Raw genomic sequence first — 239 nt, forward strand, 5'->3', positions numbered from 1 at the left:
GTCTGATGTCATCCGGCGCTATGCTGCACACCGCGGTATCGAAATCGTCCGCACCTATGTTGACGCCGGCCGTAGCGGATTGAACATCGAAGGCCGTTCCGGCCTTCAGCAGCTCATCGCCGATATCGAAAGTGGCACTGCCGATTTCTCGGTCGTGCTGGTCTACGACATCAGCCGCTGGGGGCGTTTTCAGGATGCGGATGAAAGCGCCTTTTACGAGTACCGCTGCCGCCGCGCTG

General features: G+C 59.8%; 1 protein-coding gene. It reads left to right on the forward strand.

The annotated features are described in order from the left end of the window. Positions 1–239 (forward strand): recombinase family protein (locus CH341_RS33360; RefSeq protein WP_146604839.1); only part of this gene is annotated, 239 nt, incomplete at both ends.

This window comes from Rhodoplanes roseus (assembly GCF_003258865.1).
Classification (GTDB): domain Bacteria; phylum Pseudomonadota; class Alphaproteobacteria; order Rhizobiales; family Xanthobacteraceae; genus Rhodoplanes; species Rhodoplanes roseus.